The organism is Paenisporosarcina quisquiliarum (assembly GCF_043641925.1).
Taxonomy (GTDB): domain Bacteria; phylum Bacillota; class Bacilli; order Bacillales_A; family Planococcaceae; genus Paenisporosarcina; species Paenisporosarcina quisquiliarum_A.
The window spans coordinates 1-26,835 of the sequence record NZ_JBHZRU010000006.1 but is presented as its reverse complement, the minus strand read 5'-3'; the positions used below and the strand labels follow the sequence as shown (position 1 = coordinate 26,835).

General features: G+C 37.7%; 24 protein-coding genes and 1 pseudogene. 23 read left to right on the top strand and 2 right to left on the bottom strand.

All coding sequences use genetic code 11. From position 1 onward, the window contains the following. Window positions 1-4 precede the first annotated feature (4 nt). Window positions 5-214 (top strand): carbon storage regulator CsrA, encoded by a 210-nt coding sequence (gene csrA, locus ACHUE4_RS06150; protein WP_394188498.1) that lies wholly within the window; start codon window positions 5-7, stop codon window positions 212-214. Between the two features lie 152 nt (window positions 215-366). Further along, window positions 367-1,746 carry a flagellin N-terminal helical domain-containing protein gene (locus tag ACHUE4_RS06145; protein WP_394188497.1) on the top strand — a complete coding sequence of 460 codons (1,380 nt, stop codon included), beginning with the start codon at window positions 367-369 and terminating at the stop codon, window positions 1,744-1,746. Window positions 1,747-2,007: 261 nt separating this feature from the next. On the opposite strand, the pseudogene ACHUE4_RS06140 reads toward ACHUE4_RS06145, so the two are convergent. Then, window positions 2,008-3,093 (bottom strand): annotated as a pseudogene (locus ACHUE4_RS06140) (IS256 family transposase). 227 nt (window positions 3,094-3,320) lie between these two features. Between ACHUE4_RS06140 and flaG the strand changes: the two are divergent. The 21 genes from flaG to ACHUE4_RS06035 all read left to right on the top strand — a co-directional run bounded on the left by flaG (window position 3,321) and on the right by ACHUE4_RS06035 (window position 25,745). Then, complete coding sequence (flaG, locus tag ACHUE4_RS06135) at window positions 3,321-3,701, top strand: flagellar protein FlaG (protein WP_394188496.1); 381 nt, start codon at window positions 3,321-3,323, stop codon at window positions 3,699-3,701. A gap of 15 nt (window positions 3,702-3,716) precedes the next feature. Beyond that, complete coding sequence (locus ACHUE4_RS06130) at window positions 3,717-5,225, top strand: flagellar hook-associated protein 2 (protein ID WP_394188495.1); 1,509 nt, start codon at window positions 3,717-3,719, stop codon at window positions 5,223-5,225. A gap of 33 nt (window positions 5,226-5,258) precedes the next feature. Then, complete coding sequence (gene fliS / locus ACHUE4_RS06125) at window positions 5,259-5,660, top strand: flagellar export chaperone FliS (RefSeq protein ID WP_394188494.1); 402 nt, start codon at window positions 5,259-5,261, stop codon at window positions 5,658-5,660. Then, window positions 5,657-6,010 (top strand): flagellar protein FliT, encoded by a 354-nt coding sequence (locus ACHUE4_RS06120; protein WP_394188493.1) that lies wholly within the window; start codon window positions 5,657-5,659, stop codon window positions 6,008-6,010. Before fliS ends, ACHUE4_RS06120 begins: the two co-directional genes overlap by 4 nt. Before the next feature lie 56 nt (window positions 6,011-6,066). Further along, on the top strand, window positions 6,067-6,453 hold the full coding sequence (locus tag ACHUE4_RS06115; protein WP_394188492.1) for a hypothetical protein: 387 nt from the start codon (window positions 6,067-6,069) through the stop codon (window positions 6,451-6,453). Window positions 6,454-6,528: 75 nt separating this feature from the next. Next, entirely contained in the window at window positions 6,529-7,995 is a 1,467-nt protein-coding gene (locus ACHUE4_RS06110) for a methyl-accepting chemotaxis protein (RefSeq protein ID WP_394188491.1), read from the top strand. Between the two features lie 11 nt (window positions 7,996-8,006). Continuing rightward, on the top strand, window positions 8,007-8,405 hold the full coding sequence (locus ACHUE4_RS06105; RefSeq protein WP_394188490.1) for a PilZ domain-containing protein: 399 nt from the start codon (window positions 8,007-8,009) through the stop codon (window positions 8,403-8,405). Between the two features lie 106 nt (window positions 8,406-8,511). Beyond that, entirely contained in the window at window positions 8,512-8,901 is a 390-nt protein-coding gene (locus tag ACHUE4_RS06100; RefSeq protein ID WP_394188489.1) for a PilZ domain-containing protein, read from the top strand. Between the two features lie 111 nt (window positions 8,902-9,012). Continuing rightward, complete coding sequence (gene hpf, locus ACHUE4_RS06095) at window positions 9,013-9,576, top strand: ribosome hibernation-promoting factor, HPF/YfiA family (protein WP_394188488.1); 564 nt, start codon at window positions 9,013-9,015, stop codon at window positions 9,574-9,576. 766 nt (window positions 9,577-10,342) lie between these two features. Then, entirely contained in the window at window positions 10,343-12,736 is a 2,394-nt protein-coding gene (locus ACHUE4_RS06090) for an EAL domain-containing protein (RefSeq protein WP_394188487.1), read from the top strand. 74 nt (window positions 12,737-12,810) lie between these two features. Further along, the gene (gene secA, locus ACHUE4_RS06085) at window positions 12,811-15,318 is read left to right on the top strand and encodes a preprotein translocase subunit SecA (RefSeq protein ID WP_394188597.1); all 2,508 of its coding nucleotides are present in this window, start codon (window positions 12,811-12,813) and stop codon (window positions 15,316-15,318) included. A gap of 21 nt (window positions 15,319-15,339) precedes the next feature. Further along, a protein-coding gene (prfB, locus tag ACHUE4_RS06080) for a peptide chain release factor 2 (protein WP_394188596.1) occupies window positions 15,340-16,441 on the top strand; the annotation gives its coding sequence in 2 pieces (ribosomal slippage) (window positions 15,340-15,411 and window positions 15,413-16,441; 1,101 coding nt in all). A gap of 674 nt (window positions 16,442-17,115) precedes the next feature. Beyond that, entirely contained in the window at window positions 17,116-17,778 is a 663-nt protein-coding gene (locus ACHUE4_RS06075) for a DUF975 family protein (RefSeq protein ID WP_394188486.1), read from the top strand. Between the two features lie 317 nt (window positions 17,779-18,095). Continuing rightward, the gene (locus ACHUE4_RS06070; protein WP_394188485.1) at window positions 18,096-18,962 is read left to right on the top strand and encodes a YitT family protein; all 867 of its coding nucleotides are present in this window, start codon (window positions 18,096-18,098) and stop codon (window positions 18,960-18,962) included. A 44-nt stretch (window positions 18,963-19,006) separates the two neighbouring features. Continuing rightward, window positions 19,007-19,345, top strand: coding sequence for a cytochrome c551 (gene cccB / locus ACHUE4_RS06065; RefSeq protein ID WP_394188484.1), 339 nt, complete (start codon window positions 19,007-19,009; stop codon window positions 19,343-19,345). A gap of 454 nt (window positions 19,346-19,799) precedes the next feature. After that, a complete protein-coding gene (gene ftsE / locus ACHUE4_RS06060) occupies window positions 19,800-20,486 on the top strand; it encodes a cell division ATP-binding protein FtsE (RefSeq protein ID WP_394188483.1) in 687 nt (228 codons plus the stop codon). Beyond that, entirely contained in the window at window positions 20,476-21,360 is an 885-nt protein-coding gene (gene ftsX, locus ACHUE4_RS06055; RefSeq protein WP_394188482.1) for a permease-like cell division protein FtsX, read from the top strand. The genes ftsE and ftsX overlap by 11 nt, the downstream gene beginning before the upstream one ends. A gap of 22 nt (window positions 21,361-21,382) precedes the next feature. Next, window positions 21,383-22,720, top strand: coding sequence for a murein hydrolase activator EnvC family protein (locus ACHUE4_RS06050; RefSeq protein WP_394188481.1), 1,338 nt, complete (start codon window positions 21,383-21,385; stop codon window positions 22,718-22,720). Between the two features lie 274 nt (window positions 22,721-22,994). Continuing rightward, window positions 22,995-23,651, top strand: coding sequence for a hypothetical protein (locus ACHUE4_RS06045; protein ID WP_394188480.1), 657 nt, complete (start codon window positions 22,995-22,997; stop codon window positions 23,649-23,651). Continuing rightward, on the top strand, window positions 23,648-24,223 hold the full coding sequence (locus tag ACHUE4_RS06040; RefSeq protein WP_394188479.1) for a redoxin domain-containing protein: 576 nt from the start codon (window positions 23,648-23,650) through the stop codon (window positions 24,221-24,223). Before ACHUE4_RS06045 ends, ACHUE4_RS06040 begins: the two co-directional genes overlap by 4 nt. Window positions 24,224-24,314: 91 nt before the next feature. Further along, window positions 24,315-25,745, top strand: coding sequence for a S41 family peptidase (locus ACHUE4_RS06035; protein ID WP_394188478.1), 1,431 nt, complete (start codon window positions 24,315-24,317; stop codon window positions 25,743-25,745). Window positions 25,746-26,028: 283 nt separating this feature from the next. On the opposite strand, the gene ACHUE4_RS06030 is transcribed toward ACHUE4_RS06035, so the two are convergent. Further along, the coding region (locus tag ACHUE4_RS06030) for a transposase (protein ID WP_394188477.1) at window positions 26,029-26,835 on the bottom strand (807 nt) is incomplete at its 5' end.

The following is a 26,835-nucleotide window of genomic DNA, read 5'->3' as shown; positions in this document are numbered from 1 at the left end:
TTAAATGCTTATCTTAACAAGAAAGATTGGCGAATCTATTTGGATTAATGATGAAATCGAAATCATTATTAGCGAAGTTAAAGGCGACCAAGTTAAAATAGGAATCAATGCACCACGTACGATTGAAATCCTTCGAGGAGAATTAAGAACAGAAGTTTCCGATGCAAACACTGAAGCTTTATCATCTGAATTACCTAACATTAAAAAGTTTTAAAATTTATTTTCAAAATACTATTAAACAATTGAAACTATTTCCGATACTATTATTGTAACAGTAGAACGCGGGGTTCGGCCGACTCGGTCTCTACTAATTACATATCCGCTCACAAGGACGTGAGCAACACAAATTCAAGGAGGAAAACAAAAATGAGAATTAATCACAATATCGCAGCTCTTAACACGCACCGTCAATTATCAAGTGCTTCAAATGCACAATCTAAATCAATGGAGAAATTAGCTTCAGGTCTTCGTATCAATCGTGCTGGGGATGATGCAGCTGGTCTTGCAATCTCTGAAAAAATGCGTGGTCAGATTCGTGGATTAGATCAAGCTTCTAGTAACTCTCAAGACGCGATTTCATTAATCCAAACGGCTGAAGGAGCTTTAAATGAAACGCACTCAATCCTTCAACGTATGCGTGAATTGTCTGTACAATCTTCGAATGGTACCGCTACTAATGATGATCGAAATGCTATCCAAGATGAAATAAATCAACTAGTAAGTGAAGTTGATAGAATCGGTACTACTACAGAATTTAATACTAAAAAATTAATTAATGGTGCACAAACTCAAAATGTAAGTGTAACTACAAATAACTCTTCACTTAAATCATTTACTGCATTTAATTCGGTACAAGAAGGTACTGATTATAATGTAGATGTTCAAAACGTAAGTAAAGCTGCTGCAAATCTTAATAGTGCTGGAAATACTGGACTAGCTGCTACTGATGTTACTTTCACTGGGGCAAACTACGATGTTGGAGATCAAATGGAAATTTTGGTTTCTGATGGTGCTACATCCGGCCGTAAGGATTTAACTTTAACTGTTAATGGAGTAGCTGTTGAAACACTAACTGATTTTGACACAACTGGTATCGCAACTTTCGATTCAGGTGGCGGTAGAGAACTTGCTATTGCAGCAAACTCATTCAATGCAGTAGATGGCAGTGGAAATGGTACTGTACAGTTTGATTTTGCAATGGAAGCAGATTACACAATTACAAAGGGATCAGCTACTTTATACACTGTAACTGATTTACAGACAACTGATGGAAATTTACGTTTAGATGATTTTAGAGCTTCAATTGACAACACTTTAACTGGTAATGCAGTTAATGCAGTTACAGTTAACGGTAAAGCATTAGAATTCCAAATTGGTGCTAATGAAACTCAAACCACTTCACTATCAATTGGAGATATGAGAGCTGCAGCTTTGGGAATCGATGGCTTAGATGTTGATGATCAAGTAAGTGCTCAAGAGTCAATTACTATTATCGATGCAGCAATCAAAACTGTTTCGGACGAGCGCGCTAAATTAGGTTCTAATCAAAACCGTTTAGAACATACAATCAACAACCTGAACACATCTTCTGAAAACTTAACTGCAGCGGAATCTCGTATCCGTGACGTAGATATGGCGAAAGAAATGATGACTCAAACTAAGAACTCGATTCTTGCTCAAGCGGCTCAAGCAATGTTAGCCCAGGCAAACCAGCAGCCTCAAGGAGTTCTTCAATTACTACGTTAATTAAAACTAAAAAGACACGATCGATTTACTCGATTCGTGTCTTTTTTCTTTGCTTAAAGACAGGTTCTCAATGATTTCACTTACCAATCAAAATCCTCCAAACAGTCCAGGAATCTAATTTTATGATGCATCCAGCACCAAAACATTCTTGGAACTAGTTAACATAATCTTACGAAAATTCCTTAAAAAACATTTACGATGATTTAAAGAACAAAGATATATTCTAGAACAAATGTCTGAGTTGCTTTGAAAATGAAAATATTAGCAAAGATTGTATGGAATGGTATATTCAAGAAGTTCGCGTAAATAATGAAAAACTTTTCTTATATTTGCTCTAAAACCTAAATGACATCCAGTAGAAAACTTTTGATAGTATATTTCAGATTGAGAAACAAGAAATCTCTTTTTACGGTTACTATATTTCTTGGTTTGTTTGTTAACCGACTCAATGAAATTCGTTGAATAAATGCTTCTCCAGATCGATTTTGGAAAGCTGTAGAAAGTTAATATATATTGGTTTTCCATTAATGATTTTGTCACTTTTGGATAGGCTAATTTCCACTTTTTTACGATATCTTCAAGTGCTTTCACACCTATTTCACGATTCTCAGAGCGATAGACCGATTTGAAATCTTCATAAATTTTTAAACACTTGTTCCACTGACTTTGTGTGCGATATTTCGAGAAAGATGAACACAACATGACTGATATTGAGAATCAACGGAAATTTCAAAAATGTGATTAGTTTGCCTTTTAGACCGTCTGAAATATACATAAGAATTTCTTTTGCACTAAGAGCCTTAATATCTACTAACAACTCTTACCAAGTGAGAGCAAATTCGGTTGCACAATCGTAAATGTAAGTACTTCTTTATAGCTTTCCTCACGGATTACAACCGCAATATAGACAGCTCCTTTTGAAACATTGTCACGCTTAAGGGCAATATATGTAGCATCAAAATAGACGCACACATAGTGAGAATCCAGTGCACGGGTTTTAAAAGCTTCAACTTGTTCACTTCTCGTTTTTGTCATATAGGAAATCGTTTGTGGCGTGTAATGGTGTCAAAACATTTTTTCATGTAAATCAGAGATTTCACTTACCTTCACCTCTTTTTGGAACATATGAATCACAAAAGACTCTAGGGTGTCGTTTGAACGTTAATATGGAGCTACGGACTGTTATTTAAATTCACAGTATCGATCGTATTTTTCATAATCTAGGAAAACCTTAAGCTCTGTTTAAAGAATTGTATTTACCGCTGCTTCTAAGTGCAAACGGAATACTTCAGTGATGTTCTCTTTTTTCACTAGAGCTTGCATGATATTTGATGTGAAATGGTTCATAGGGAAGTCCTCTTTGTGGTGAATTAATTCTTCAAGAAAAGGTCTTCCTTATTCTCTTTATTCCTTTTCATAAGATATTTTACGCTCTCAAACTAAACGATGATTTAGTAGAATTAAAAAATCAATATCATTCACTTAAATATCAATTGAATCCTGTTTTTCTTTAAACAATTCTCATATCAAACCGATATAACTAACAAGATAATGATTATTAGGAGGTTCATTCAATGTTAAATCGTTTAGCTGCTTCAATTCCTGTTGGTTCTGTAAGTTCAAATTCTTCAGTTTCAAGTGTGGTGGAAGCACCTGAAATGTTTGTGCAGCCTGTGAGCTCTGAATCTTTTCAATCAAGTCAACCTTCACAAGAACAAGAAAATCCATTACCAGCAGAAAAAGCGAAAAAGATGACGGAAAGTATTAATCGCTTTATGGAGACGACAAATACAAATTTACGTTTCCAGTACCATGAGGATTTAAAGGAATACTATGTCACAATAGTTGATTCTAAAACAAATGAGTTAGTTAAAGAAATTCCATCGAAAAAGTTGATGGATATTTATGCAGCTATGCGTGATTTCCTTGGAATTATGGTCGATCGCAAAATATAGAAGGTAGGTGAAATAATGCGTATTACTGGACTAGCCAGTGGATTAGATACAGAAACAATGATTAAAGATATGATGAAAGTTCAACGAATGCCGATTGATAAAATACTACAAAAAAAGCAGTACATGGAATGGCAGCGTGATGATTATCGAACAGTTAATCGTCAGTTATTTGATTTCAAAAATCTTATCAGTGATAGTATTAATAGGGAAGCAACTTACATCCAAAAAACAGTTACTTCTTCAGACCCGAATAGTGTCAAAGTGAGAAATATTATTTCGACTGAAGATTTCACAGGTTCAATTAAAGTTGACCAATTAGCAACTCAAGCTAACATGCGCAGCACAGTTTCTAATAACATTTCTGATACAAGTAAAACTCTTACTGAAATTTTTGGAATAAGTGGAGAACAAAAGTTCTCGATACAAACTTTAATATCAAATTCTAATGGTACGACTTCATTAGGAACAGCAGTTGAACTAAAATTCGATCCAGCTACGACGAGTTTGGATAAAGTTTTAAGTGAGATAAGTTCTAAGACAGGAGTATCTGCTTTTTATGATTCCTTTACAGGAAGATTTGCATTAACTGCTGACGAATCAGGAAATAATGCTAGTGGAAATGAAATTGTATTAAATGATATATCAGGTACATTTTTAACTGGTAGTTTAAAATTATCAGTAAATAATTGGGAAGCAGCTAATATTGGATATGGGACTGAAGGGAAAAATGCAAAGTTTAGTATAAACGGCTTAGCTACGGAACGTGCGGGAAATACATTTCAAATTAGTGGTTATGAGGTAAGTTTATTTCAAACAACTTCGGCAAATGTTACCTTTACTTCTTCAACCGACACACAAGCTGTTCTAGATAAAGTGGTAAAATTTGTAGATGAATATAATAAATTAATTGAAGGATTAAATAAAAATATTCGTCAAAAAAATTATCGAGATTTTCAACCCCTATCTACAGAACAAAAGAAAGATCTTAGTGATAAGGAAATTGAATTGTGGGAAGAAAAAGCCAAAAGTGGTACTTTAAGAAATGACTCAATTATTTCTAGTACATTAAATACTATGCGCTCGATTTTGAATCAATCTGTTACTACTTCTACTGGCTCAGTAAGACTAAATGATATTGGGATTTCAACATCTAATAATTATTCGGAAAATGGAAAATTAATCATTGATGAAGGAAAACTTCGAGCTGCCATTTCTGATAATCCAAATAAAATTTATGAATTATTTTCTACAGAAACAACAGGGCTAGGGGAAAAACTTGTCAAAGAGATTAATGAATCCCGTGATAAAATAGTGAAAAAAGCAGGTACGGATTCCTCTGTTAATAACTCGTTCTCATTAGGTCGAACTTTAAATGGTTTTGATTCTCAAATAACGCGTTTTGAAGCACGACTGCAAATGGTTGAAACGCGCTATTATCGACAATTCGGAGCAATGGAAGCTGCAATACAACGAGCAAACCAACAATCTGCATACCTCATGAATTCATTTGGTGGCGGACAATAACTACATTAAAGTTGCAATAAAAGGAGTGTTCTCATGGCTGTAAATAATCCATACCAATCGTATCAACAAAATAGCGTGACTCAATCGACGCCAGGTGAACTGACGTTGATGTTATATAATGGTTGTATCAAATTTTTAAATCAAGCCAAAAAAGGCATTGAAACGAATAATATTGAATTACGCAATACAAATATTCAAAAGGCTCAAGCGATCATTCGCGAGTTTATGATTACTCTTGACAAATCAGTTCCAGTTTCTGAATCGATGTTCGATTTGTATGAGTATATGAATAATCGTTTAATTGAAGCGAATGTGAAAAACGATGCGAGTATTATAGAAGAAGTGATTGGCTATACAACTGAATTCCGTGATACATGGAAGCAAGTGATTCAAATCAATCGTCAAAAACAATATGGGAAACCTGGCGAGGTATGATTCGTCCGAGTTTATCACAATGGCACATGGCTACCATGTCATTGTTAACTGTATTAGATCAGGGTGCAGAAGATCAACGTGATACTACAATTGAACATGTAGAAAAGTTACTATCTGAGCGTGATCAACTGCAGCCTTCCATTCAACCTCCATTTTCAAAGGAAGAACATGAATTTGGTAAAGAACTTATTTTGCTCGAAAAAGAATTGCAAATCAATTTGGCTCTGTTATCAAAAGATATTCGCTTGGACATTTCTGGTCATCAGAAGAAAATGGATTCTTCGAATGCTTATACGGATCCATATTCACAAGTGTTCCGTGATGGAACATTTTATGACAAAAAAAAATAAATGTATAACCGGCTTCAGGCTTCTGCTTGAGCCGGTTTTTTAAAAGGAGAAACTTCATGACTACTTTTACGGAAGAACAAATCACTTTAATCCAAGAATACACGCAATTATTATCTTCGATTCAAGAAGGCTTTGAATATATCACTGCAAGCTATTCTGATTACTCAAAAACAGAAGGAGATGTCATTTTAAACGATATTCTTCAAGCTTTCATACAAGTTATTCAAGCCAATGAGTCGCTCGAGGTTTTATTCAAAGACGATGCAGAACTTGAATCAGCTATCTCTTCTTTCTATGAAGTAACTGTTGCAGCTGAAGATTTAGAAGGTATCTTCCATCAGTCACAAGCGAAGCAAGAAGTGGTGCAACAAAAGCTCGCTCCAACATACCTTGCCTGGTATGAGAGAGTGCAACCTGTCCTTCTCGAAAAAATTCAACAATAATTGTCAAAATATTCATGACGGAATCCTAAAACTATGATACTTTTGAAATAGATAGAATATTAGGGGGAAAGACTGTTGAACGTTCAAGAAATTCGACAAAAAGATATAAAGAGCAAGAATACTATTTTGTTTGCTGCTTATGGGATTTCAGGATTTATCGGTACGATTGTTTATTGGTTAACAGACCAAGGAACGGTGAAAACGGTTAGCATGCTTGTACCGTTTTTACTAACGGTAATGTTTTATTTGCTTTCTAAGAAGGTTAAGCCAATAGCGATTGCATTTCCATGGATCGTGTTGACGGTAATTTTTGGGGCAGCTACGACGAGTGCCTACATAGGTGAGCCTTCTGTTGCAACGATGGGGATTGCGTTCTTCATCGCTGGATTAGCGAGTGTGGCAGCTAATCGTTGGGTCATGACTTATGGGTCGATTTTAGCGATTGCGTTGCAAATAATTTTTATCACAATGTATCCACATCAAGAACAAATTGAATCAAGTAAGTCGTCGTTAATGCTAATAATTATTTTATTGTGTTTTGCTTTATTCCTTCAAATTCGTCAAGCGAAGAAATTGGAAAAGCAGGTTGTTGAGTTACTGCAAACTTCTCAAACGAAAGCTCAAGAAGAAGAGTTATTAACACAGAAATTAAACTCAGCAGTTTCAGCTATTACGAAAAATTTAGAACAAATTCGAGAGAATGCACAGACGACTACTCTTTCACAACAAGAAATGTTGGTGGCAATAAATGAAGTGAGCGTAGGATCTCAACGTCAAACAGATCATATTTTAGATATTGCGAAGAGTACAGAGTCTACCAATCACTCCGTGCATCAAATGGTTTCACAGCTGGATGGAATTGTGGAAAAAGCAACGGAAGCTGGACAGAAAGCGGAAGATGGTTCTTCTAAAATGGCGACTGTTAAAACCGAAATGGATTCATTTACGTTATTCTTTGCTGAGTTGAATAAAACCTTCAAAGATCTAACAGATAAAATTAAAGAAACAAATGAATTTGCTAGTTCGATACGTGAGATTACTGAGCAAACGAATTTATTGGCACTTAATGCTTCAATTGAAGCAGCTCGTGCAGGTGAGCATGGTAAAGGGTTTGCTGTTGTAGCTGATGAAATTCGTAAACTTGCTGGGTTAACGGATCAAACGTTGAAGAAAATTGACACGAACTTATCGAATGTGAATCAATACAATGAGTTGACATTAACTAAGCTTGATGAAGGTGCTACGCAAGTGTATAAGCAAGTTCAAACAACGGAGCAAGCCAATTCTACTTTTACAGAATTATTTAACGAAATGAACGCATTACAGCATGAATTAACTAGCTTCACGAAGGTAGTGGATGTCATTTCTGAAAATACTGGAACGATTCAAGAAAGCACGAATGAATTTGCTTCTATTATTGAAGAAAGTACGGCTGCTGTTGAAGAATTGAATGCCACACTTGTCCAATTGACGGATGAACAAGAAAAAATTACTCGTTATGTGAATGATACATATGACGAAGCGGTGGCAATCCGAAAATAGAGGTGAGAAATGTGTTATACAATCGTAAGGAAGCATTTCGCCACACATTTAAAAATCCCATTCCTGCTACTTTTCAATTAATCGTTGAAGGTGAAAAAGAAGATGAGGTTGAGTTTTCAAATAAAGGCGCTTGTTTAATCGTTGATTTAAGTCCAAGTGGGATCCGGATTTATTCGAAATTGGATATTCCCAAGCGTCCAGGTTATCCAATCCATTTAGCGATTGAGGTTTTATTGACAGATGTGCCTATAAAGCTTGTGGGTGACTTGGTTTGGAAAAAAGCATATATGGACGGGCATCAGTATGGCATCGATTTGAAAACGGATGAAAAAATTGAGTTTCAAATCATTCAAGAATTAAAAGAACGGCGTCGTCTTGAATTGATCGAGACTAAAAAATCAAATAAATAATAGTTGTAAAGCCAACAGAAATTTTTGTTGGCTTTTTTCCATTTTAATAAAGGAATTTTGTATAGTTATGTCGAAAAGAGGAAGCATTAGAAAAGGAGTTGAGTCCATGCAGTATCGTCGAAAGGAATCATTTCGTTTTACGTTTGATACTCCTCAATCTGCTGTTGTCCAACTTCAAGCGAATGAGTCGAATCGCTTAAGCTATACATGTGATTTGATTGACATTAGTGCACGTGGTGCTCGCTTATTTTCACCAATTCGGCTGGATGAATACACTGCTGATGTCATTGTTGAAATGGTCGTTATATTGTTTAAGAAAGAATTGGTTATCCCAGGTGAAATTGTATGGAAGCGTCCTTCGAAAGATGGCACGCTATTCGGCATGCATTTTTCACATGATAAGAAACAGGAGCAAGACATTATTTCAGAATTAAAGTTCAGACGTCACAGAGAATTGGAGGAAGATTTTAGGTTGAAGGGAAAGCGTCTTTATTGATGAAAACGACGTTTTTCGACAAAACTACAAAAAGTTTTTGGTTTGTTGCAGGAGTTTTAAGGGGATAAGTAGAATAAGGTTAACATAGCCTTAAATAAAGGAGGAGTTTACATGCTAAATTATAACATTCGCGGTGAAAACATTGAGGTAACTCCTGCGATTCGCGAGCACGTTGAAAGCAAGATCAATAAGGTCGAGCGCTACTTCAACGAAGACTTCCAAGCGAACGCAAATGTCAATTTAAAGGTCGTTAATAACAGTGAAACGAAAGTGGAAGTAACTATTCCGATGAAGAATTTAACGCTACGTGCTGAGGAAATGCATAGTGATATGTATGCAGCAGTCGATTTAATCATCGACAAGTTAGAGCGTCAAATTCGTAAACATAAAACGAAAGTGAATCGCAAGTTCCGTGAGCGCGAAGGCGTTGGGATGCATTTTGCGAACTTTACTTCAGCAGAACAAACAGCAAATACTGATGACAATGAAGAAGAAATCACAATTGTTCGTACAAAACAGTTTGAATTAAAACCAATGGATCAAGAAGAGGCTGTTTTACAAATGGATATGTTAGGCCATAATTTCTACGTGTTTACGGATGCGGAAAGCAATGGTACACATATTGTGTATAAACGTAAAGATGGTAAGTATGGTTTGATTGAAACAAATCAATAATGGTAGTTCAGGAAGCCCTCGAATGAGGGCTTTCTTTTTTGTGCAAATTTTTATGCATAATAAAGATTTCCGTTTCAGGTGGACGCTTTCCGCGGGCGGTCCATGAGCCTCCTCGTGCGTTGCGCTGTGGGGTCTCATTCGGACACGCTATTCCCGCTGGAGTCGCCACCTTCCACTGCAATCTTTGGAGAGTAAAAAGAATATTGCATAAAAAGTTGTGTTTTAATTATTGAATTGTACCTAAGTGTTGCACACAAGAAATTTGACCTCTTTCTTACTGATACCTTCAGCATTAATCAAAAGTTGGCCATACTAGTAGTTAATGAATCTGTCATCAGGTAAACAGAAGGGGAGATTTCTAATTCTTTCTGCTGTAAATAATGTAAGTGACATTCCAAATGGAAAATTTCATAGTGATTGCTTAATTTCTAGCACTACGAATTCTAATCTTTTGACTCTTTGTTATTGATTGAAGTGGAAGACTGCGACTCCTGCGGAATAGCACTAACTGAAGACCCTGCACTGAGCATCGCGAGGGAAGCGGCTGAAGTAGTGCCCGCGGAAAGCGTCAGTCTGAAACGGAAATCAATTCAGAGTTAAACTTTTATTAATAAAATTACCTACGAGACTGTTTCTAGACATATTTATTTCCCAACCCAAAAATCATTAATTTTTTGTCGAAATAGAAGGAATTTGACTAGAAAAAGAGAATAAATAAACGATATATAGAAAAAAGAATTCCGTTTCGGTTAGGGGAGGGAATTGAATGGCGAAGATGACATTTTGGAATCAGTTAGGGTTCCGTGCGAAGGTTTTATTAGCGATGGCTGCTGTCGTCATTCCGATAATTTTCATATTGGCAACCTATTCTTATATGCATTCTAAAAGTTTGTATGAAACGCAGATGGAAAAAGGTTTGGCTTTGGAAAATGAGTTGGTGGCTGAGAAAGTCTTTTCGTTGTTCTCTGGTAAAGGGGAAGTTGTAAAACAAATTGCGGAGCTTGAGACTGTGAAACGATTTGCTGAATCTGAGCCATCGAGAGAAAATGTAACGTCAAATCCGGATTACGCAATTATCAATAGCTTTTTGACACGTGTACAAGAAGAAGATCGTGCACTAGAATTTTTGTGGGTAACATTTTTAAAGAATGATTTCTATATAGGTGATAACGGAGTCGTGTCGGATGAGTTTTACCGTGTGAATGATCGCCCTTGGTTAAGTAAAGCTACGTCGACTTCGAATGTTTCATTTTCCGATTTATACATCGATTACGAAACAGGTGAAAATACGATAAGTGTTATTTATCCGATTGATCGTGATGGTAGACGACTTGGATATGTTGGGGCGGATATGTATTTAGAAGGAATTCCTCCAATGATTAATTTATTCGAGGCCAAGGATAAGCACCACATTTTGCTATCGAGTAGTGGTCAAGTGTTGTATGACTCTCAAGGTATGTGGTCTGTGTTTGAAGGACGTAATTTACTGGCTAACGATTCAAAACTAATTGAAACAGATAAAGGGAGTTATTATGTAGAAATTCGTGGGGTCGATCGGACGGGCTGGCATTTAGTTAGTTACGCCAATGAGTCCATTGTGACTAAACCTTTAAGCAACTATTTAACGACACTAAGTTTTACGTGGATATTAGCTGGGTTATTAATCTTATTCTTTATTGGCATGTCATTAAGACCTTTGCTTCGTGATGTCTCAACGATTGATCGCCACGTGAAGAATATGGAAAAAGGCACTTTACTTACGAATATGAACATTTCTAGAAAAGATGAGGTTGGCATGATTGCGCAATCTATTGAACAAATGGGCTCGAGATTGCATTATAAAATTCAAGAAATGGATCACCAAGCGAAATTCGATCAATTGACGAACTTACCGAATCGCTTATCCATTGATACAAAATTGAATGAATGGATTGAAAACCATTCCAATGAAAATGACATTGTGGCAGTCACCTTTATGGATTTGGATCATTTTAAGCAAATTAATGATTCAAAAGGTCATGCGTATGGCGATTCGTTACTTATCCAAGTGGCAGACCGTATCCAACAACTAATACCCGAAAGCGGCTATTTTGGTCGTTTTGGTGGGGATGAATTCATCATTTTACTGCGGGCTGAAAAGAAAAATTTCTTTGACATACGTTCTACGTTACGTGATATTCACCGTACCTTTATGCAGCCATTTATTTTGCATGATCATACGTTATATGTGACGCCTTCCATGGGTGTATCTTTATTTCCAACAGATGCACAGTCACGTGAACAATTAATTGCGAATGCAGATACGGCTCTTTATAAAGCGAAGGAAACCGGCCGTAACCGTGTCATTTTCTTTAATTTTGAAATGAAGGAAGTGTTTGAGAAACAGTTAATGATGGAACAGGGCTTGCGTGAAGCGATGAAAAACGATCAATTCATGTTGCATTTTCAACCACAATTCAGTTTAGGTAGCAACCAAACTGAGAGTTTAGAAGCGCTGATTCGTTGGAAACACCCTGAATGGGGCATGATTTCACCAGCTGAATTTATTCCGATTGCGGAAAGCACGGGACATATTCAAGCGATTGGTGATTGGGTTATGGAAGCAGCTATCCGACAATTTAAAGAACTTCAAAAAGCGTATCCTCATGTCAAACGAATTGCCATTAACGTGAGTGCATTGCAACTACGTGAACCTTCGTTTACGGGAAGATTAAAAGAATTGCTGAACAAACATCAGCTGGCACCGAATTTTATTGAGCTCGAGATTACGGAGTCCCTTTTAATAGATGGTGGCGAAGAAATGTTAATGAAATTATCCAACTTGAAAGAAATGGGCGTATCGATTGCGCTTGATGATTTTGGAACAGGTTATTCTTCATTAAATTACTTGCGTTTATTGCCAATCAATCGTGTGAAAATTGATCGAGAATTCACTTGGCAAGTTGAAGGGGATCCAAAAGTTCATGCCATTGTGCAGTCGATAATTGATTTATCGCATCGACTCGATTTCGATGTGGTGGCGGAAGGTGTCGAAACGATTGGGCAATTAAACCAATTAAAAGACTGGCATGTGGATGTGATTCAAGGCTATTACTTCAGTCGACCGTTGAATCAAACCTCTCTTGAAGAGTTTTTGCGAAAAGAGTCGAATCCAACCTAGAGATTGAGTCATTTGCACCGCTACTTGTGCAGTGTTAAAATGGACGTTGAGACTAAACATTGGAAGTGATTGTATTGGTTGGTGTATTAACGAAATTATTTGACCCAAATAAACGTGATGTAAAAAGATTAGAAAAAATTGCTGATCAAGTTGAGGCATTAGCATCAGATATGGAAGCTTTATCAGATGATCAGCTTCGTGCAAAAACGGGCGAGTTCCAAGCTCAACTGCAAAACGGAACTGACATAGAAGATATTAAAGTAGAAGCCTTCGCGGTTGTTCGTGAAGCAGCTAAGCGTGTGCTTGGATTATATCCTTTCCGCGTTCAAATCATGGGTGCCGCTGCACTTCATGAAGGGAATATTTCAGAAATGAAGACTGGTGAAGGTAAAACGTTAACGTCCACTTTACCTGTATATTTAAATGCGTTGACTGGACGCGGCGTACACGTTGTAACAGTCAATGAATATTTAGCAAGCCGTGATGCACAAGAAATGGGACAGCTATTTGAGTTCCTTGGATTAACGGTTGGTTTGAATTTGAACAGTATGAATAAAGACGAGAAACGTGAAGCATATGCGGCTGATATCACGTATTCTACAAATAATGAACTAGGCTTTGATTATTTGCGTGACAATATGGTCCTGTATAAAGAGGATCATGTTCAACGTCCACTTTACTATGCAGTTATCGATGAAGTCGATTCAATCTTGATTGATGAAGCGCGTACGCCTTTAATCATTTCAGGACAAGCTGCGAAATCTGCACAGCTGTATATGCAATCAAATGCATTAGTTCGTGCACTTCGTAAGGATGACGATTTTTCATTTGATGAATCAACAAAAGGTGTTGTATTAACTGAATCAGGTATTGAGAAAGTCGAGAAAGCATTCGGCATCGATAACTTATTTGACTTAACACATGTGCGTTTGAATCACGCAATTAACCAATCGTTGAAAGCACATTCAAGTATGCATGTTGACGTAGATTATGTTGTACAAGAAGGCAATGTTGTCATTGTCGATTCTTTCACTGGTCGTTTAATGAAGGGACGTCGTTATTCAGATGGTCTTCATCAAGCGATTGAGGCAAAAGAAGGTTTGGAAATTCAAAATGAATCGATGACGATGGCGACTGTCACGTTCCAAAACTACTTCCGTATGTATGAAAAACTTGCCGGTATGACTGGTACAGCAAAAACGGAGGAAGAAGAATTCCATAATATCTACAATATGAATGTTATTGTAATTCCAACGAATCGTGTCATTAAACGTGATGACCGTGCGGATTTAATTTACGCATCGATGGAAGGGAAATATAAAGCAGTTGCGGATGATATCGCTGAGAGAAATGCAAAAGGACAACCTGTTCTTGTTGGTACTGTTGCGATTGAAACGTCTGAAATTATTTCAAAGCATTTAACGAAATATGGCATTCGTCATAGTGTTTTAAATGCGAAAAACCATGAACGTGAAGCAGAAATCGTTGCGCTTGCAGGGCAAAAAGGTTCTGTTACAATCGCAACGAACATGGCTGGTCGTGGTACGGATATTAAATTAGGTGAAGGCGTAGTTGAAGTAGGTGGCTTAGCGGTTATTGGTACGGAGCGTCATGAATCTCGCCGAATTGATAATCAGTTACGTGGTCGTTCAGGTCGTCAAGGTGACCCGGGTGTGACTCAATTCTATCTTTCGATGGAAGATGAATTAATGCGTCGTTTCGGTTCAGACAATATGCGTACCATGATGACACGTCTAGGAATGGACGATTCTGCACCGATTCAATCAAAAATGGTGTCACGTGCAGTTGAAAGCGCACAAAAACGAGTGGAAGGAAATAACTTCGACGCTCGTAAACGTTTGCTACAATATGATGATGTTCTTCGTCAACAACGTGAAATTATTTATAAAGAGCGTTTAGAAGTTCTTGAAACGGATAATATGCGCGGACTTGTGGAAACCATGATTAATGAAGTTATTGAGCGTGCAGTAGCTGCTCACCAATCGATGGAAAAACAAGGTGAAATCAATCTTAAAGGTTTAGAAGATTACATTCATGCCAACCTATTACCGGACGGAGTTTTAACGCAAGCTCATTTAGAAGGCAAATCACAAGATGAAATTGTGGAACTTCTGAAAAAGACTGTGTATGAACATTACGATGCAAAAGAAGAAGAAATGACACCTGCACGTATGCGTGAATTTGAGAAGGTTGTCTTACTGCGTTCAATTGACTCGAAATGGATTGACCATATTGATGCAATGGATCAATTACGTCAAGGAATTCACTTACGTGCATACGGACAAAACGATCCACTTCGTGAGTATCAAAACGAAGGATTTGCGATGTTCGAAGCAATGGTTGAATCCGTTCAAGAAGACGTAGCGAAATATGCCATGAAAGCTGAAATTCGCAGCAATTTACAACGTGAAGAAATCATTAAAGGCCAAGCCGTTAACCCGAAAGAAGAGGGGGGCGAGGTTAAGAAAAAACCAGTCCGTAAAGAAGAAGCAGTCGGACGAAACGAATTGTGTCCTTGCGGCAGTGGCAAGAAGTTCAAAAATTGTCACGGCGCGGTATAGGCAACGGAGGATTTAAACATGATGGAATTAGCAGACGTACGGAATGAATTAGATCGAACAGCTGGAAAATTATCTGACTTTAGGGGGTCTCTTTGACTTAGAAAACAAAGAGGCCAAAATCGCTGAAATGGACGAAAATATGTCGATGCCCGATTTCTGGGACGACCAAAACGCCGCTCAAGCAGTGATCAGTGAAGGTAATGCATTAAAAGAAATCGTTAATTCCTTCAATGAATTAATGGAAACGCAAGAAAACTTAGAAATGACACTTGAGTTATTGCGTGAAGAAGCGGACGAAGATTTGCAAGAAGAGCTTGGACGTGAAATGAAAGAATTCACAGCGAAGATGAATGACTTTGAATTGCAAATGTTACTGAGCGAACCATACGATAAAAACAATGCCATTTTAGAATTACACCCAGGTGCTGGTGGTACCGAGTCTCAAGACTGGGGCTCAATGCTACTTCGCATGTACCAACGTTGGGGCGAGAAAAAAGGATTCAAAGTGGAAACCTTGGATTATTTAGCAGGGGATGAAGCGGGAATCAAATCTGTAACGCTTGGCTTTAAAGGGCATAACGCCTATGGCTATTTGAAAGCTGAAAAAGGTGTTCATCGTTTAGTACGAATTTCACCTTTTGATTCTTCAGGACGCCGTCATACATCTTTCGTATCTTGCGAAGTAATGCCGGAGTTTAATGATGAAATTGAAATTGACATTCGCACGGAAGACTTGAAAATTGATACGTATCGCGCAAGTGGTGCAGGTGGACAGCATATCAATACAACGGATTCAGCCGTTCGTATTACGCATATACCAACAGGTGCAGTTGTTACTTGTCAGCAAGAACGGTCACAAATCAAGAACCGTGAAAAAGCGATGACGATGTTAAAAGCTAAGTTGTATGCTTTGAAAATTGAAGAACAAGAAGCACAAATGCTCGAAATTCGTGGAGAGCAAAAAGAAATCGGATGGGGCAGCCAAATCCGCTCATACGTTTTCCACCCGTACTCAATGGTAAAAGATCACCGTACAAGTGCTGAGAGTGGAAACGTACAAGGTGTAATGGACGGCGACATCGATTTGTTTATCAATGCGTATTTACGTTCTAGAATGAACTAATTCTAATAGGGAACTGCCACAGATCAGTGAAAACTGATTTATGGCAGTTTTTTAATTTTAAGAACATTAGTGTATAGATTCTAGAGTTAGGTATGATAAAAAGTATTTTCTTGAAATGCATAAATTTGTGCCCTTTTCGCGGGCGATTGCTGAACCTCCTCTCGCTTCGCTCATTGAGGGGTCTCAACTGCACGTTTCGTCCCTTTTAATTTTAAATGTTATTTCCTTATTTAGTCATTTGGGGTAATTTCGCAAGTTAAGTAACTTTCCATTATTTGAGTTATATCTATATTTTGGAACGTGTATTATAATTTTGTTGATTATCCGGGTAATACATAAGATTTGATATAGAGATGGTGAATAAATGTAATTAAAGATTAGTGTGTGAATATTTTTCTCATACAATTATAGTTATTGCCTTATTGTAGTGGCAAATAGATAAAAGATTGAACTGTGTTTGTTTGATTACTTAATGCAGTCCGCAGGGAAATTTACTCGAATATTGTTTAACTAGGATTGTTAAAATCAGTCTGAAAATTTTTGGGACTGGATTTGGACAGATCTGATTTAATATAAGAATCGCAAAAAGAATATAGTCATTTAGAATATTCCTGAGAAATGAATATACTTTCGTTAAAAAATTCAGATGAAAAAAAGGGGAATTCAATAAAATTATGAAAATTTCAGAATTAAAAAGACAAGCCAGACTTTCTTTGAGAGGAAAATGGGGCTTAGCCATTATACTTACGTTAATAGTGTTCTTGATTAATATTATTTTACCGTTAATTGTTGAAATCATCATTAGCGGCGGTTTTACGCAATGGCTTTTTCAAGATAAAACACCATTAGGGGCGTCTATATTTAACACATTACTTTATATTGTCTTATTGCCACTAACTATCGCCGTATATTGGTTTTATCTGACTTTGGTAAGAAAAGAAAATCCTGCTCTTTATAAGGTGTTTTCCATTTATAAAGATGGAAAAAATACTTTGAAACTTATTTATGCATCTATCTTACAAGGTGTTTTATTACTTTTATGGACTTTATTATTAATTATTCCTGGACTAATTAAGAGTATGTCGTATTCTCAAATGTTCTTCTTATTAAGAGATTTCCCTGAATTAACAGTCCTTGAGGCAATTTCAGAGAGTAAGAAAAGAATGCGAGGGCTTAAATGGAAATATTTTTTAATGAACTTAAGTTTTATAGGATGGGGAATTTTGTGTTTATTTAGTTTAGGTATCGGATTTTTATGGTTAGTGCCTTATATCGGGACTACTATGGCTATATTCTATAATGAATTAATCGCATCTCAGGAAAACAGTAGTAAATAATGAGTAGCAAGAAAATAAGCAGTAATGTCAATCAGAGCTTATATAAAGAAGAGTAATTTGTGTAAAGTTACTTTTCCAGCAAACGAGTTATATAGTTGAATATTCGATTTTTGAAACAATAAATAACAATAACAATAAACAGCCATCTTTGTAGAATAGACCGGTTAAATGCTTGAATGGAAACCGTTATATGGAGAACACTTGAAATAGTAAGGATTTCATCTTCCTCTACTGCTTTACTCCGCTAAACTTCACAGTTGTGTGGGTGAATGCTATACTTCTTTAGGGAAATTTTCTTTAAAGAGAGAAGGATATAGATGAATAATCGTAAAGTACGTAAAGAGCCGCATCCAGTTTTGGAGACGATCTTGGCTTATGTATATATTATTATTGGAGCGGCAATTGTCGCGGTTGGATTTAATGTGTTTTTATTGCCAAATGAAGTGGCGTCTGGTGGCGTCAGTGGAATCAGTACAATCTTGAAAGGTGTATTTGGATGGGAGCCAGGTTTTGTACAATATGCGTTTAATATTCCATTGTTTATTGCTGGTGTGATCTTCCTTGGTAAACAGTTTGGTGCACGATCACTTGCTGGAACATTGACATTACCTTTGTTCGTTATTTTGACGTCAAGTTGGGAGCCGGCAACTTTGAATCCGTTGCTTGGTGCTTTATTCGGCGGGATTTCAGTTGGAGTTGGTCTTGGGATTGTGTTTCGTGGGAATGCATCAACTGGAGGTACGGATTTAGCGGCACAAATTATTGCGAAGTACACAGGTTTAACGCTTGGAACGAGTGTTATGTTAATTGATGGATTGATTGTGTTAAGTGCGGCTCTTGTTTTTGATGTTGAAAAAGGTTTGTATGCACTTATTGGATTATTTGTAACGACGAAGACAATCGATATTATTCAGCTTGGCTTTAGCCAATCCAAAATGGTTTATATTATTACGAATAAACAAGAAGAAATACGGGATGCTATTTATACGGAGATTAACCGCGGGGTGACGAAACTTCCAGCTGTCGGTGGATATACGGACGCAGAGAAACCGATTTTACTTGTTGTCGTTTATCAAACGGAGTTTTCGAAGTTGAAGCATGTCATTAAAGCAGTGGATCCTTCAGCTTTTGTCATCGTTTCTGATGCATATGAAGTACTTGGTGAAGGTTTCAAGCGTGCTTGAAAATGGTATACTTTAGGAATCAATAGATTGTGGGAGGTAGCTAAATGAATAAAAAATTGTTAGCTGTTCTATTCGGATCAGCCCTTATGCTTGCAGCCTGTGGCGGCGGAGACGAAGAAGCGACACCAACGAATGAAGAAAATAGTGGAGAAGTAACACAATCACACGATGCTGAAAAAATTGTTCAAGCCAAATGTTCAACTTGTCACGGTGGTAACCTAGAAGGACAAGGTAATTTCCCTGCATTAAATGATGTAGGATCTCGATTATCAGAAGAAGAAATCTTATCAGTTATTCAAGATGGACAAGGTGGAATGCCTCCAAACATTATTGAAGGCGCTGAAGCAGAAGTTGTAGCAGAATGGTTATCGAATAAAAAATAAGCTGGAAAACTCCGAACACGAGAAATCGTTTTCGGAGTTTTTTTTATACTGATTTATTTTTCCAGGAAAACCACTAGTTAGAGAGTTAATTTAAGCATCCCCAGAAATTAGAAACGACAAATTTAAATTATATTAAAAGATTTCCAATTTCCTACCGATAAAAAAATAGCAAAACTAGTATTAATTTGATGGCTCTGTATTTTCTTACTCGACAATATAAAATTTTTATTAGAAAAAAGAAGGGATATTGGAAAATGTGACGAATTTTAGTCAATAGTAGGACTTATTACGTCTGTCAAAAATAAGCATAAAGTATCGAAGTGCAGGAATATCAAGAATTTACTATCGAATATTGTAATAGTACTGTAATAAAAATTTGTTGTAATTCTTGTTATAATGAGCTTGTCGGAAAAATTCTGACAGCAAGGAAAAACACATAGGTGGTTACAAATATATGATTTCAATGAAGAATGTCTACAAAAAGTACCCAAACGGTATTGTTGCTGCAAACGGTATTAATGTGGAAATTAAGCAAGGTGAATTTGTGTATGTTGTAGGTCCGAGTGGGGCCGGTAAATCGACATTCATCAAAATGATGTATCGAGAAGAACGCCCGACTAGCGGGGAAATTATTATTAACGGAATCAACATGGCACAGTTAAAGTCAAAGCGAGTTCCTTATTTACGTCGTCAAATTGGCGTTGTGTTCCAAGATTTTAAATTATTGCCACGTCTTAACGTGTATGAAAATGTCGCATTTGCTTTGGAAGTAATTGAAGAGTCTCCAAAAGTTATTCGCAAACGTGTTATGGAAGTGCTCGATTTAGTTGGCTTAAAACATAAAGCAAGAATGTTTCCTACAGAATTATCAGGCGGAGAACAGCAAAGGGTTTCCATTGCACGCTCCATCGTCAATGTTCCAAAAGTGATGATTGCGGATGAACCGACAGGAAACTTAGATCCAGAAACATCATGGGATATTATGAATTTGTTTGAAGAGATTAATAGACGCGGAACTACGGTCGTTATGGCCACTCATAATAAAGAAATAGTTAATACCATTCGACATCGTGTAATTGCAGTTGAAGGTGGACTCATCGTCCGTGATGAACACGGAGGTGATTACGGTTATGAAAGCTAGAGCACTTGGACGACATTTCCGTGAAAGTTTTAAAAGTTTAGGACGGAACAGTTGGATGACATTTGCATCTGCAAGTGCCGTTACCGTTACGTTATTGTTAGTCGGCGTATTCGTCATGATTATGATGAATTTAAATAAAGTCGCTGACGACTTAGAAAAAGATGTAGAAATGAAAGTACTAGTTGAATTAACAGCAGATGACGCTATGATTTCTCAAATTGAGGAAGACATTAAGTCAATTAACGGTGTTAGCACGGTGGTTTATTCAACAAAGGAAGCTGAACTTGAAGATTTAATTAAAGATTTCGGCGAAAATATGGGATTATCTGAACAAAATAATCCTTTACGAGCAGCCTTTTATGTAAAAGCAAAAGATCCACTTGAAACGAAAGCAGTAGCTCAACGTGTTGAGCGTGTTAAAAACGTTTACTCCGTTGAATATGGTGAAACACAAATTAAAAAGCTATTTAGCTTTTTGGATTTAGCTCGAAATATAGGGCTTGGATTAATCCTTGCACTATTATTTACCGCAATGTTTTTAATTTCAAACACGATTCGCATCACAATTGTGGCGCGTGGACGTGAAATCGAGATTATGAAACTAGTAGGAGCAACAAACTGGTTTGTCCGCGTTCCATTCATTTTAGAAGGTATGTGGATCGGAATTTTAGGAGCAATTGTCCCAATCACTCTAGTCACGGTTCTTTACGTCAATCTTTACAAAGTAGCACAGCCTTATTTAGAAGGTGAATTATTCCAATTAATGCCGCTGACACCTTTCTTGTATCAAGTTAATGGACTGATCCTTATTATGGGAATTTTCATTGGCGTGTGGGGAAGTTTTATGTCAGTTCGAAAGTTCTTACGTGTATAAGCACGATCGAAAGGGGTCTACCATGGGGAAGAAACAATCTAAATGGATGTTAGCTGGTATTACTGCGGTTCTAGGCTTATCAGTAGTTTTGACAGAGCCAGTCGCAAATGCAAACACTTTAAACGATTTAAAAGAGAAACAACAAGAGATAGAGAATAAGACGAATCAGCTAAACTCTAATATTAAAGAGAAAACAGGCGACATTACAGAAAATCAATCGAAACAAGAACAGTTATTAGCGCAAATTCAAGCATTGGATTCAGAAATTATTAAAACAGACAAAAATATTGATGCCGTTTTAGGGGAAATTAGTCGTACTACGACAGAAATTGAAAAACTTCAAGCATCGATTAAAGTTTTAGTGAAAAAAATCGCTGAACGTGACGAATTAATTAAAGAACGTCTTCGTGCCGTACAACAAAGTGGCGGAAGCGTTAACTACTTAGATGTTCTTTTAGGCGCAAGTAGTTTCGCAGATTTCATTGATCGCTTCAGTGCTGTTAATACATTAATGGACGCTGACCGTAAGATTTTGCAAGAACAAGCAGATGATAAGCAATCACTTGAAACGCAACAAGCTCAAGTAGAGGACAAGCTTGCTGAGCAAGAAAATAGTCGTGATCGATTGGTTCAATTAAAAAAGAGTTTAGATGGACAAAAAGCATCTAAAGGAAAATTAGTTGATGAATTAGAAGCGGAACAAAATAGACTTAGAGCAGAGAAAAAAGAATTAGAACATTCTAAACACGAAGCAATGGAAGTAAGTAAAGAAATTGAAAATAAAATCGTAGCAGAACAAGCTCGTTTAATCGAACTTGCTCGCCAAGCAGAAATTGCTCGTAAGAAAAAAGAAGCAGCAGAACGTGCTCGTCAAGAAGCAGCTCGTAAAAAATCTTCATCTAATAAAGCTTCGTCTGGTGGTTCAAATGTATCCGCACCATCTGTTTCCTCTGGAACATGGACACGCCCAGCATCAGGTCGTTTCTCATCTACATTTGGAGGACGTAATATCGGATCTGGGGCTGAGTTCCACTACGGTAGTGATATTGCCAACAGCATTGGTACGCCAATCGTTGCAGCAGCTGACGGAATTGTCTCGTATGCAGCGCCAATGGGTACATACGGAAATGTAATTATGATTACTCACTCAATTGATGGTCAAATTTTCACTACTGTATATGCACATTTAAATGGCTATAATGTTGGATCTGGTCAATCTGTATCAAAAGGACAAGTTATCGGTCAAATGGGTAATACGGGTCGCTCAACTGGACCACATTTACACTTTGAAATTCATAACGGTCCATGGAATGGATCTCGTTCTAACGCGGTCAATCCAATTCGTTACGTATCATTTTAAGTAAAATGCTAGGCACTCACTATCAATAAACTGATAGTGAGTGCCATTTTTGAATAGAGCGATAGTTTATTGGAAAAGCTTAGAAACAAATAGGACAGGATTGTGTCAGATGGGAATATTAGCTCGGAACGACATAATAATTTCGATTTGCGCCATATTGATCCATCAGCTGGATCAAAAACCAAGTTTCCAAGCAAATTTCTACAAAAATCCCCCAGTTTCATATACGATAGAGGGTATACATATTATTTTATTTTAAAGGAGTTGTGTGGCGTTGCCGGTCACTGAGTGGTTTATTATTAAATCGTTAACTGTTCCTTCTTCATGGGTTGCTGTTTTATTGGCGTTGATACTGACTGGTATTGTGGTATGGCGTGTATTTGGGAAAGAGACGGAAGACTGGTATTCTGATGCAGCGATTTTGTTTTTATTAGTTTGGAAGTTAAGCGTCGTTGTGACTGATTTTGATATGATCTTGGATTCTCCATTATCGATTCTCTATTTTAATGGTGGCGAGACTGGTTTGTATTTAGGGGTCATTGCTGCATTGGGTCGCTTATTTTGGCAACTTCGCCGTAAGGGCTGGCCGGAACGTGAGCTTGTGGCCATGTTGATTGCAATGGTCATGGTACAATCCTTGTATCAATTGTTTATGGTTTTATTAAACGAAGCAGAGATGTGGCAAAAGATTTTGACGGTACTTGTGTTTGTTGGGTTAACGATGTTGACTTGGCAGAAAGCAAAGCTTTCCAGTGTGTGGAGAATCCAGTTAACGATTTTGTTTTTAGCCGGACATTTGTTTGTTTCAACCTTACAACCACGAGGATTCGTACAAACACCTTTATTTGTGACGGGCTTATTCGTTCTTTGCAGCGTGGCTATTTACGTGGTCACACATAAACAACAGGAACAAATGGGGGAGAAATTATGACGAAGAAAGTGTTTGGTTTGATTTTGGTGGCTGCGTTGATTGCCATTGCAGTCACGAGCATGGTGAAAAAAAATGTCGATCAGGAAGATTCGTTTGACGATGAGCAACGCGGAGTAGATTTAGTAGGAGTTGCTGCCAATGAAGGACTTAACAAAGGCGAGCAAGCACCTGATTTTGAATTAACTACTTTAGCTGGCGAACCGATTCGTTTGTCTGAGTTACAAGGGAAGAAAGTTATCTTAAATTTCTGGGCGACATGGTGTCCTCCTTGTAAAGCTGAAATGCCTCATATGCAAAACTTCTATGAAGATTATGCAGAAGCAGAAAATGTAGAGATTGTTGCTGTGAATTTAACAAGCGGAGATCGTGAAGCAAGTGTTGAGGAATTTGTGAAAGACTATGGTTTAACTTTCCCAATCCCAATGGACGTAGAGGGTGAGGTTGGACAAAAATTCCAAGCCGTTACTATTCCGACTTCTTATATTATTGATACAAATGGACTGATTCAACATAAAATTGTTGGTCCAATGGATGAAACGATGATTCAAGATTTTGTTTCGAATATCAAATAAGCTGTAGTTTTCCTATAAATCTGGTTCTTCTCAGTCGTAACTCCCTAGGCTCGTTCATACAATGGTATGAAGATGTAGGGAGGCGATAGATGTGAGAAGAAGCCGGATTTTTTTGTTTGTCCTTTTAATTATCATGATCATTAGTTTCATCGTGTTTTGGTCTCCGTTTCAGAAGAATTCAGAGGAGAAATCCATTAGTGATATTCCAGCCATCAATGAAGCTTATGCACGGATATTAGAAAGTTCTGTCCATCCGGTTAAAAGCGAATTGTTGGTCGAAGGTGCACTAAGAGGGATGGCAGAGACAGTCAAAGATCCGTATAGCCGTTACTTAACGAAAGAAGAAGCCAAAGCGCACAAAGAATCGTTAGCAGATGAACGGGTTGGAATCGGCCTTGAAGTGATGGAAAGCAATGGACGATTTATCGTTGTAACACCTGTTAAGGAATCGCCTGCAGCAAAAGCGGGTGTCAAACCGTATGACGAAATCGTTCGGGTAAATGGTGAACGGATGGAAGGCAAAAGTTTGTCGGAACTCCTAAAAGCGATTAAGGGTGAAAAGGGAACGAAAGTATCGTTAACAGTTTTCCGTGGGGATGAAAACCGTCACGTCGAAGTCAGCATGAGACGAGATTCGCTTCAAATTCACACCGTTACGAGTGAATTAATTGAAAAAGATGATCTGAAAATTGGTGTCGTTACAATCACCATGTTTGGAGAGAAGACGGCTGAAGAGTGGGAGAAACATACTCGATCCCTCGTTAAACGTGAAGTGGACGGTCTATTAGTCGACGTGCGAGGTAACCCAGGAGGCTATTTACATAGCGTTGAAGCCATTGCATCTACCATGTTAGACAAAGGTGCCACTTATGCATATATGCAAGATGCAGAGGGTGTCCTTGAGCCGCTACCGGTTGTAGGCCAAAAAGAAGATGCTTATATCAACACGATGCGGAAGATGCCACTTGTTTTATTGCAAGATGAAGGCAGTGCTTCAGCAAGTGAAGTGTTAAGTGGCGCATTGAAATCAAATAAACGTGCGTTAATTGCGGGTACGAAGAGCTTCGGAAAAGGAACGGTGCAAGAAACTTGGGATCTTTCAAATGGTGGAGAAATCAAGTTATCGTCACACAAATGGTTAACACCGAGTCAAGAATGGATTCATGGCAGTGGCATTAAAGTAGATTTCCTTGTTGAATCAAATGAATTATTTCAACTGAATCCACAAATCTCTACAGGCACTTATCGCGTAGGCGATTACCACGAAGATGTAGCCTACGCACAAAAAGTGTTAAAGGCTCTTGGTCACTCCATTTCTCGCGTAGATGGCTATTTTGATGAAGGTACGGCGAAAGCCATCGAACAATTCAATGAGAAAGAAACGAAAAAAGCATCACCAGACATGAATCCTGTGTTCTTCCAAAATCTAAGACAAAAAGTAGTTACCTTCAAATCAAGTAAGAAAAATGACGACCAACTTCAAATGTCGATCGGCTATTTGTTCCATGCTGTGCAAAGATAGGGGGGCTGTCCAAAAGTCGAAAATGTGACTTTTGGACACTCCCTTTTCTTTAACAAAAAAGAAGTAGCTGATTTTCATTGCAGCGGACGCTTTCCGAGGGGCAATGCTTCAGCCGCTTCCTTCGATTCTCTCAGTCTAGGGTCTTTAGCACTTACTAATGGAGGCCACTGAAAAAGACATGTTTTCTGGTTATCTGTAAGATTGGAGTATCATAAAAATAAAAAAGGGACTTCATTTGGATATTAAATCCAATTAAAGTCCCGTTTTAGAATCATTTACTGCCCTATTTGAGCTCTTTTTCATCAATCAGTTTGATAATTCGCTTCATATTGACTGCGAAAATGGTGGAGGCTGCCTGAATGTGCATGCCAAATAAGCCCGAGGTAATGGCTTTGTTGTACCCATGGGCGTTTTTCAATTCGCTATTTTTGGCCTCGATTTTATAGCGAGAACGAGCCAGTTCTTTAAACTCTTCTGTATTTTGAAAAGACTCTTGTTCAAGATGTATCGACTTGGGGATTGCAATGGAGTATGTTTTGGTCTTTGCCCCATCTCTATAACAACCATCCCGTAGCGGACAGGACTTACATATACTCACATCCCAAAAATATTTGAGTTGGTCACTTCGAGTCTCGTCAATCCTTCTTTTGATGCGTCCCTTCGTCTTTGAGAGGTGCCCTGCTGGGCACATGTATCTTTCAGCGTCCTTCACGTAGATGAATCGATCTTCTTTTCTAGCCCCATGAGTAATCACAGGGTGTAGTTTTGATATGAGTTTAAATCTTTTCGTCTCGGCATACTTTAAATTTGTTCTACCAGAATAAGCAGTGTCTCCGATCACGTGTCTGATTTCCATTCCTGAAGCTTCACTCTTTTCTACGAGCTCGGCAAGATATTTGCCATCTGCCTTATCACCAGCTGTGATGACCGCGGCCGTGATAATACGTTCATCAGTCATCGCAAGATGAGATTTGAAGCCGAAGAAGGAATGGTCAGCTGATTTATAACCGGTCTTCGCATCTTTATCCTCAGAGAGTTTTGACTCGTGTTCGCAGTCCTGCAGGACTTCTTTCACTACATTCAATTTTGT